5 protein-coding genes are annotated in these 5514 nt (G+C 65.9%); 3 read left to right on the forward strand and 2 right to left on the reverse strand.

Features of this window, described 5'->3' with window-relative positions; translation table 11 throughout:
- The 3 genes from ACO48X_RS08315 to ACO48X_RS08325 form a co-directional block, all read left to right on the forward strand.
- Positions 1–1656: transketolase family protein (locus ACO48X_RS08315; RefSeq protein WP_485001618.1), on the forward strand; the 1656-nt coding region annotated here is incomplete at its 5' end.
- 169 nt (positions 1657–1825) lie between these two features.
- Positions 1826–3331 (forward strand): glucose-6-phosphate dehydrogenase, encoded by a 1506-nt coding sequence (gene zwf, locus ACO48X_RS08320; RefSeq protein WP_485001619.1) that lies wholly within the window; start codon positions 1826–1828, stop codon positions 3329–3331.
- A gap of 12 nt (positions 3332–3343) precedes the next feature.
- Positions 3344–4273: a glucose-6-phosphate dehydrogenase assembly protein OpcA gene (locus tag ACO48X_RS08325; protein ID WP_485001620.1), complete on the forward strand. Its 930-nt coding sequence runs from the start codon at positions 3344–3346 to the stop codon at positions 4271–4273.
- Positions 4274–4518: 245 nt separating this feature from the next.
- Here the strand turns inward: ACO48X_RS08325 and secG are convergent, their stop codons facing one another.
- Together secG and tpiA are read right to left on the reverse strand one after the other, a co-directional pair.
- On the reverse strand, positions 4519–4764 hold the full coding sequence (secG, locus tag ACO48X_RS08330) for a preprotein translocase subunit SecG (protein ID WP_485001621.1): 246 nt from the start codon (positions 4762–4764) through the stop codon (positions 4519–4521).
- 161 nt (positions 4765–4925) lie between these two features.
- A partial coding sequence (gene tpiA / locus ACO48X_RS08335) for a triose-phosphate isomerase (protein WP_485001623.1) occupies positions 4926–5514 on the reverse strand: 589 nt, incomplete at its 5' end.

The following is a 5514-nucleotide window of genomic DNA, read 5'->3' on the forward strand; positions in this document are numbered from 1 at the left end:
GGCCTGCTCGACCCCGACGCCCCCGCAGGCCAGTCCCCCTTCGACCATTTCGTCTACGTCGTCGCCGGAGAGGGCGACCTCGAGGAAGGCGTCACCAGCGAGGCCTGCTCGCTCGCCGGAACGCAGCACCTGGGCAATCTCATCGTCATTTGGGACGACAACCGCATCTCGATCGAGGACGACACGAAGATCGCCTTCACCGAGGACGTCCTGGGGCGCTACGAGGCGTACGGCTGGCACACGCAGCACGTCGATTGGACAAACGGCGGCGGCGAGTACAAGGAGGACGTCGAGGCCCTCTACGAGGCGATCGAAAACGCCAAGGCCGTCACGGACAGGCCCTCGTTCATCCGCCTGTCGACGATCATGGCCTGGCCCTCCCCCACGAAGCAGGGAACCGGGGCCGCCCACGGAGCGAAGCTCGGCGCGGAGGAGCTCGCCGGCTTGAAGAAGGTCCTGGGCTTTGATCCGGAGAAGTCCTTCGACGTCGCCGCGGAAGTCCTCGATTACACCCGCAAAGGCGCCGCCGAGCGCGCCAAGGCCGAGCGTGCGAAGTGGGAGGAGAAGCTTCAGACGTGGCGCGCGGCCAACCCGGAGCGCTCGAAGCTGCTCGACAGGCTCGTGGCGAAGAAGCTCCCGGAAGGGTGGACCGACGCTCTGCCGTCCTTCGAGGTCGGGACGTCCGTGGCCACCCGGGCCGCCTCGGGCAATGTGCTGACCGCCCTGGCTCCCGTCCTTCCCGAGCTGTGGGGCGGATCGGCGGACCTGGCCGGATCGAACAACACGACGATGAAGGGCGAGCCGTCCTTCCTTCCCCCGGACCGCGTCTCGGAGGACTGGGACGGAGACGTCTACGGCCGCACCCTGCATTTCGGCATCCGCGAGCACGCCATGGGCTCGATCGTCAACGGGATCGCGCTGCACGGGCTCACCCGCGCCTACGGCGGCACGTTTTTCGTCTTCTCCGACTATATGCGGGGCGCCGTTCGCCTGGCCGCCGTCATGAACATTCCGTCGATCTTCGTGTGGACGCACGATTCGATCGGCGTGGGCGAGGACGGCCCCACCCATCAGCCCATTGAGCATCTGTGGGCGTACCGGGCCATTCCGCAGCTTGACATTGTCAGGCCGGCCGACGCCAACGAGACGGCCGCGGCTTGGCGGGGAATCATCGAGCGTCGCGACGCCGGACCGGCCGGCCTCGTCCTCTCCCGGCAGAATCTGCCGGTGCTCGAAGGCACGTCCGCAGAGGGGGTCAAGCGCGGCGGGTACGTCCTCGCCGACAGCCCGACGGGCAAGGTCGACGTCCAGATCCTCGCCACCGGCTCCGAGGTCTCCCTCGCCGTCGAGGCGCGCGACGCCCTCGCGGCCGAGGGCGTCGGAGCCCGCGTCGTGTCGCTTCCGAGCCTCGATTGGTTCGCCGAGCAGAGCAAGGAGTATCGCGACTCCGTCATCCTCCCCGACGTCAAAGCGCGCGTCTCCGTCGAGGCAGGCTCGACCTTCGGGTGGGCCGGATACGTGGGCGACGCCGGACGGTCCGTGGGAATCGACCACTTCGGCGCCTCCGCGGCGGCGGGTAAGCTCTTCGAGGAATTCGGGGTGACCGTGCAGGCCGTGGTCGAGGCGGCCCGCGAGTCGATCGAAGCGGCAAAGTAGCGAAACAACGGGCTTTGCGCCGGGCCGCGGCCCGGCGCCGACCCAAAAGAAACCGCGGATGCGCGGAGCGGATGAAAGCCGCCCGCGCATCCGCGCGCGTTACCCTCGATATGCGGCCTTGCACGTGCCGCGCATGTCACCAGTCAATCTCGGGGAAAGTTGAGAGTCTATGGTCAATCCGCTTCGCAGCGCACCCGACAGCCGCTTGCAGCGAATCGCGGGCCCTTGTGGAATCGTCCTTTTCGGCATCACAGGCGACCTGTCGCGTCGAAAAATTCTTCCGGCGCTCTATGATCTCGCCAACCGCGGGCTGCTTCCGCCGTCGTTCACAATCATCGGCGTCGCCCGAAAGGTCGACCCGTCGCTGCCGGAGAAAGTCGAGGCCGCCATACGCGAGGGCGCGAACACCCCCGTCACCGAGACGACGCTCAAGCAGCTCATGTCCGGGCTCGTGGTCGTCAACGGCCAGTACAACGACGTCGAGACCTACCGTTCCCTCGGCCATACGATGGACAAGATGTCCGCCGAGCGCGGAACCAACGGCAATTACGCCTTTTACCTGGCGATTCCGCCCGAGCTGTTCCCGACCGTCCTCGGCGGGATCGGAACGGCCGGGCTTTGCGCCGAGGACGACGGGTGGAGGCGCGTCGTCGTCGAAAAGCCCTTCGGGCACGACCTCGAATCGGCTCGCGAGCTCGACGACATGGTCACCAAGGTCTTCCACCAGGACGCGGTCTTCCGCATCGACCACTATCTCGGCAAAGAAACGGTGCAGAACCTCATGGCGCTGCGCTTTGCCAACGAGCTGTACGAGCCGCTGTGGAACTCCGCCCACGTCGACCACGTCCAAATCACAATGGCTGAGGACATCGGCATCGGCACCCGCGCCGGATACTACGACGGCATCGGCGCCGCCCGCGACGTCATCCAAAACCATCTTCTTCAGCTCCTCGCCCTGACCGCGATGGAAGAGCCGATTTCCTTCGAGCCTTCGGCTCTGCGGATCGAGAAGGAAAAGGTTCTGGAAGCCACGAGGTTCTACGGCCCCGTCGGCGAATCGGCCGTGGCCGGCCAGTACACGTCGGGCTGGCAGGGAGGCGAATGGGTCAAGGGATACAAGGAAGAGCCGGGCATTCCCGCCGATTCGATCACTGACACATACGCGGCGCTGCGCCTGGGAATCGAAACCCGGCGGTGGAAGGGCGTGCCCTTCTACCTGCGCGCCGGCAAGCGGCTGGGGCGACGAGTCTCCGAGATCGCCGTCATCTTCAAATACCCGCCGTTCCTTCCGTTCCCATCGACCGACGGCCTGGGTCACAATGCGCTGGTCATCCGCGTCCAGCCCAACGAAGGCATGACGTTCAAGCTCGGTTCAAAGGTGCCCGGGTCGGGCATGCAGCTGCGCGACGTGACAATGGATTTCGCATACGGACACGCCTTCACCGAATACGCGCCCGAGGCCTACGAACGGCTCATCCTCGACGTTCTGCTGGGAGATCCGCCGCTTTTCCCCCGCCATCGCGAGATTGAGCTTTCCTGGAAGCTCCTCGATCAGGCGGAGAACCACTGGGCGGAAAACCCCGAATCGATCGCTGAATACGCGCCCGGGACCTGGGGGCCGGCCGCCTCTGACCGCATGCTCGCTCGCGACGGCCGCGCCTGGCGCCTGCCGTAGGAAGGAACCGACATGATCATCCACATGAACGGAACGAACACCGCCAGGGTGGGTCTGCGCCTTGACGAGCTGCGCGAGACCGCCAGCTCGGGCGCCCTCGGGCGGGTTCTCACGCTCATCATCATCGCGAAAAACGAGGGCGGAGTCCGCGACGCCATCGCCTCGGCCGCGGGCGCAGCCCGGGCACATCCGTGCCGCGTCATCGCCGTCCTCCCGATCGACGGCGAGGAACCGAAGGTCGACGCCGAATTGAGGGTCGGCCCCGAGGCGGGCCTTTCCGAGATCGCCATCCTTCGATGCTCCAACGGCTCGGCCGACAATTTGGAGACGCTCGTCATCCCGCTGCTTCTGCCAGACGCGCCCGTCGTCGTCTGGTGGGTTCAAGACGCCCCGGAGAATCCGTCGCGCACGCCGATCGGGGCCATGGCCCAGCGCCGCATCACAACGGCCCAGACCTCCGGCGTTCCGGCCGACGAGATCCTCCGCCGGGTGCGCGACGGCTACGCCCCGGGCGACACCGACCTCGCGTGGACGGGCGTGACCTTCTGGAGGAACCACCTCGCCGCCATGCTCGACGAGCCCCCGCACGACGTCGTCGAACGCGCCGTCGTGCGCGGCAACCGCACCCATCCGGCGGTGGTTTTCCTTGCGGCGTGGCTGGCCTTGCGGCTGGAGGTCCCGGTGGAGATCGAGCACACGCGGGGAACCGCCATCGACGGGGTGTCCATGTTCCGCTCCTCCGGGGAGCTGCGGCTGGATCGTCCGATCGGGTCCGACTTCGGCGACATGGTGCGCCCCGGCCGCGATGTCCAGCGCGTCAACCTGACGATGCGCACAATGGAGTCGAAGATGATCGAGGAGCTTCGAGAGATGACGCCCGACACCGCCTACGAAGAAGTCCTCAAACACGGTCTGGAAAGGGTGCTGCCTTCCGGCGAGTGAGCGCTGGCCCGGCGAACGAGGCTGGCTCGCCGCTTTTCTTGGGCGGGCGAGCCGTGGCCTCGCAAACAGGCGACTTTGCCTTCCTGCGAGCGGGCTCGAGCTTGCGCCCGGCGGCCTTTTTGAAAGCCGCCAAACGGGCGCGTCTGTCAGTTTGAAAACTGTCAGTTTGAAAATTGGGTGGCTGACTTTGCGAGCGCTTTCGGCCAGAGAGCGTTCGCAAAGTCATGCAGCTTTCATCCGCGGCGCTACAAGCCGAATTTCACGATGAGCCCGATGAGGACGATCACCACGCTCCAGATGAAGGCCACGCCGACGGTGATGCGATTGAGGTTGCGCTCGGCCACTCCCGACGAACGCATCGAGGTTGAAATGCCGCCGCCGAACATTTCGGAGATGCCGCCGCCCTTGCCCTTGTGGAGCAGAATCGACAAGACGAGCAGAATGCTCGTAATGACGAGGAGAACCTCGCAGACTATGAGGAGAACCTTCACAACGTTTCCTTCCGATGCCCCACGGACGCAAGGCGTGCCTGCCTGGCCTGTGCAGAGCGGTGGTTGCATTCCAAAAGTGCCCCGCGGGCGCGAGGCGTGCCTGTACAAGCATAAATGCCGTGCGCGGGCGCCGCAATGAAGCGCCCGCGCACACGCGTGAGTCACTTGTAATAGGTTGCGATCTTCGCGAATTCGTCGGCCTTGAGGCTCGCCCCGCCGACGAGTGCGCCGTCGACGTCGGGCTGGGCCATGATCTCGACGACGTTCGAGGATTTCACAGACCCGCCGTACTGGATCCGCACGGCGTCGGCGACGGAATCGTCGTAGAGCTCGGCGATCCTCCGGCGGATGGCCCCGCAGACCTCCTGCGCGTCCTCCGGCGTGGCGACCTCTCCCGTGCCGATGGCCCAGATGGGCTCGTAGGCGATGACCGAGGAGGCGACGTCCTTCCCGCTGAGCTGGGCGAACATCGCGTCGATCTGCCCGACGACGTACTCGACCTGGCGGCCTTCCTTGCGCACTTCCAGCGCCTCGCCGCAGCAGACAATCGGCGTCAGGCCCGCCTCGAGCGCCTTCTTCGCTTTCGCGCCGATGAGCTCGTTCGACTCGCCGTGGTATTCGCGGCGCTCCGAATGGCCGACCACGACATAAGTGCAGCCGAGCTTGACGAGCATGTCCGTGGAGATCTCGCCGGTGTAGGCGCCGTTGTCGTGGGTCGAGACGTCTTGGGCGCCGTATTTGATCTTCAAT

It is taken from the genome of Peptidiphaga sp. (assembly GCF_057238965.1).